The sequence below is a fragment of the Mesorhizobium sp. M4A.F.Ca.ET.050.02.1.1 genome (assembly GCF_003997725.1).
Classification (GTDB): domain Bacteria; phylum Pseudomonadota; class Alphaproteobacteria; order Rhizobiales; family Rhizobiaceae; genus Mesorhizobium.
In genome coordinates, this window is sequence record NZ_RZSG01000660.1 from 1 (window position 1) to 3,374 (window position 3,374).

Genomic DNA, 3,374 nt, shown 5'->3' on the forward strand with positions numbered 1-3,374 from the left:
CCTTCGACAAGACCAAAGCCGTGATTGTCGCCAACGGCCAGACGGTGCCCGTGTCGCTGGCCAGCGGCAAGCCCGTGATCTCAGGCCCGGTGCCCGACTGGATCACCGCGCATGACGACGAAGTCGTCGCGAGGATGGGCTTCGTCGGCGAGGTGCGCGTCACAGTCGACCGCGTCAAGGTGCGCAAGCGTTTCCTCGGCTGGGCGAACTTCGTCTTCGACACGCGATCGCCCTTCTTCGGGAAACCGGCCGGCGAAGTGGCCGCGCTGATCCTCTCCGGTCCAGAGCTGAAACCCGGCACATCAAATCTCGCGCTTGCCGCCGACAACATCTGGAACAACGCCCAGTGGCAGCATGGCGATGTCTGGACGAAGCTGTTGCAGACCATCGTCATGGCATTCCTCGGCACGCTGCTCGGCGGCATCGTCGCCTTCCCGCTCGCCTTCTTCGCCGCCCGCAACATCACGCCGAGCGGGCTGCTCAGCCAGGTGCTGAAGCGCTTCTTCGACTTCATGCGCTCGGTCGACATGCTGATCTGGGCGCTGTTCTTCACCCGCGCCTTCGGCCCCGGTCCGCTCGCCGGCAGTGCCGCGATCTTCTTCACCGAGATCGGCACGCTCGGCAAAACCTATTCCGAGGCGCTGGAGAACATCGACGACAAGCCGCGCGAGGGTGTGCAGTCGACCGGCGCCAACGGCTTGCTTGTGCAGCGCTACGGCGTGCTGCCGGAGGTGGTGCCGGTCTTCATCAGCCAGACGCTCTACCAGTGGGAATCCAACACCAGAGGCGCCACCATCATCGGCGCCGTCGGAGCCGGCGGTATCGGCCTGAAATTATGGGAAGCGATGCGCACCAACTCCAACTGGGCCAACGTCTTCTACATGGTGCTGCTGACGCTGGCCGTCGTCTTCATCTTCGACAACATCTCGAACTTCCTGCGTCGCCGGCTCAGCCGCACGCTGCATGACTACAACAGGTTGCAGGCTGCGCGGGGTTAGTCCTCGCTAGCAGAATCTTGCGAGAGGTCGACGGGACAGCGCCCCCCTCTGCCCTACCGGGCATCTCCCCCACTTGGGGGGAGATCAGCCGCCACCCATGGCTTTCGCCAATCTCCTACGTTGCCGAATTGAGCTAAGCGCCGCAGCCGCCAATCTCCCCCCTTGTGGGGGAGATGTCCGGCAGGACAGAGGGGGGGCGCGAAGGATCGCGGCGCTCGTCGGACGGCCATTCTAAGCCGCCTTCTTCCACCCATCCCTGATATGCTTGTACCCCTCCCGATACACGGCCTCCGGCGTCTCCGCAAAATCCCGCCAAACCTTCGTCGCCGCAGCCAGGTCCTTCAGCGACCGCCCGAAGGATTCGATGGTCAGCCAGTCGTCATAGCCGCTCTTGCGGATGGCCGAGAACGTCTCCTTCCAGGGAATATTGCCCCGGCCCGGCACCCCACGATCATTCTCTGAAATGTGGATATGGACGACGTTCCTCCGGTTGCGCGTATAGGCGCCGATCGGATCGGCCTCCTCGATGTTGGCGTGGAACGTGTCGTACATCGCCTTGACGTGCGGCCGGTCGATCGCGTCGATATGCTCGGACAAATCGTCCATCGTGTTGAACAGATAGCATTCGAAGCGGTTGAGCGCCTCTAACCCGATCGTCACCCCCGTCTTGCCGGCATGGTCGCCGATGGCGCGCTGCGAGGCGACCGAGCGCTTCTTCTCGGCGGCCGTCGGCCCGCTGCCGGAAAAGGCGCCGAGCGTCGAATGCAGTGGACCGCTCAGCCTGTTGGCGCCGAGCGCGGCGCTGCAGTCGATCGCCCATTTCATATAGTCGATGCCGGCCTTGCGCGTCGCGGCATCGGCCGCGATCAGACTCATCGCCGGATCACCCATGGCCGAGACAGCGGTACGCTGCAGCCCGATGCGGTCGAGCAGGTCGCCGAGTTTCTTGTAGTCGTCGGGCGCGCCGGAAAACACCGGGATCTCGACGCCGTCGAAGCCGGCCGCCTTGATGTCGCGAAGCAGCGCCTCGTGCTTCTTTGAGACGCTGGTCGTCCACAAGAACATGCACATGCCGATTTTCATCGACACCCTCCCCTGACGGCCGCCTGAACCTCGGCTCTGTCATTCCCCGCCGACTGGGCGCCGCGATTAGAGTTTCGTCCACGCCCCGTTCTTCTTCGACGACTTCACGCAGGCCTCGATGAAGGCCATGCCTTCGACGCCGTCGGCAATCGTCGGGAAGACGACATCCTTTGCCGGCTTGCCGCCCTTCCTGCGCGCCGCGCGGATGGCGCGGGCCGCTTCCTGGTAGATATTGGCGAAGCCTTCGAGATAGCCCTCCGGATGGCCCGAGGGAACACGGGTGACACGCCCGGCGGAGGGCAGCGCGCCGGCGCCGGCGCGGGTCAGGAGCTGCTTCGGCTGGCCGAACGGCGTATACCAGAGATAGTTCGGATCGGCCTGCACCCATTCCAGCCCGCCCTTCGAGCCATAGATGCGCAGCTTTAGACCGTTCTCATGGCCGGGCGCCACCTGGCTGGCCCAGATCATGCCCTTGGCGGGATGCGCCTTGCCGACCGGCTTGAAGCGCAACAGCACATTGATGTTGTCGTCGAGCTGCCGCCCCGGCACGAAGGCGTCGAGATCGGCAGACAGCGCATCGAGCTCCAGCCCGGAGACGAAGCGCGCCAGGTTGTAGGCATGCGTGCCGATGTCGCCGAGCGCACCACCGGCACCGGCCTGCTTGGGGTCGGAGCGCCACGCAGCCTGCTTCTGGCCGGTCGCGGCGAGATCCTCGGTCAGCCAGTCCTGCGGATATTCCGACTGCACGATGCGGATGTCGCCGAGCTGGCCCTTGGCCACCATCTCGCGCGCCTGGCGGATCATCGGATAGGCGGTGTAATTGTGGGTGAGCACGAACACCTTGCCGGTCTTCTCGACCAGCGCGGCGAGCTTCTTCGCCTCGGCCAGCGTGGTTGCCAGCGGCTTGTCGCAGATGACGTGGATGCCGGCCTCGAGGAAGGCCTTGGCTGCCGGCACATGCACATTGTTGGGCGTGACGATCGCCACCGCCTCGATGCCGTCCGGCCGCTTGGCCTCGGCCTTGGCCATCTCGGCGTAGGAGCCGTAGCTGCGCGCCGGATCGAGGCCGAGCTCGGCGGCCGAAGCCTTGGCGCGCTCCGGGTTGGCCGACAGTGCGCCGGCAACCAGGACGAAGTCGTTGTCCAGCCTGGCCGCGATCCGGTGCACCGCGCCGATGAAGGCGCCTTGCCCGCCGCCGACCATACCGTAGCGGATCGGGCCGCCTCCCGTTTCCGACTTCGATGCGCCGACCATTCCTGTCTCCCTCGTTGGTGCTTGCCTCCCTTTGAGGGG

3 protein-coding genes are annotated in these 3,374 nt (G+C 65.3%); 1 reads left to right on the forward strand and 2 read right to left on the reverse strand.

Going from position 1 to position 3,374, the window contains the following annotated elements:
• On the forward strand, nt 1–998 hold a 998-nt coding region (gene phnE, locus EOA33_RS28860), incomplete at its 5' end, for a phosphonate ABC transporter, permease protein PhnE (protein WP_127407191.1).
• Between the two features lie 231 nt (nt 999–1,229).
• Here phnE and EOA33_RS28870 read toward each other — a convergent pair.
• Both EOA33_RS28870 and EOA33_RS28875 read right to left on the reverse strand, forming a co-directional pair.
• Nucleotides 1,230–2,081 carry a sugar phosphate isomerase/epimerase gene (locus EOA33_RS28870; protein WP_127407192.1) on the reverse strand — a complete coding sequence of 284 codons (852 nt, stop codon included), beginning with the start codon at nt 2,079–2,081 and terminating at the stop codon, nt 1,230–1,232.
• A gap of 66 nt (nt 2,082–2,147) precedes the next feature.
• The gene (locus EOA33_RS28875; RefSeq protein WP_127407193.1) at nt 2,148–3,335 is read right to left on the reverse strand and encodes a Gfo/Idh/MocA family oxidoreductase; all 1,188 of its coding nucleotides are present in this window, start codon (nt 3,333–3,335) and stop codon (nt 2,148–2,150) included.
• Between the last annotated feature and the right edge of the window lie 39 nt (nt 3,336–3,374).

Excerpts from the sequence above, each read along its gene's own strand:
- EOA33_RS28870 (WP_127407192.1), bottom strand. The coding sequence starts at position 2,081 with ATGAAAATCGGCATGTGCATGTTCTTGTGGACGACCAGCGTCTCAAAG.
- EOA33_RS28875 (WP_127407193.1), bottom strand. The coding sequence starts at position 3,335 with ATGGTCGGCGCATCGAAGTCGGAAACGGGAGGCGGCCCGATCCGCTAC.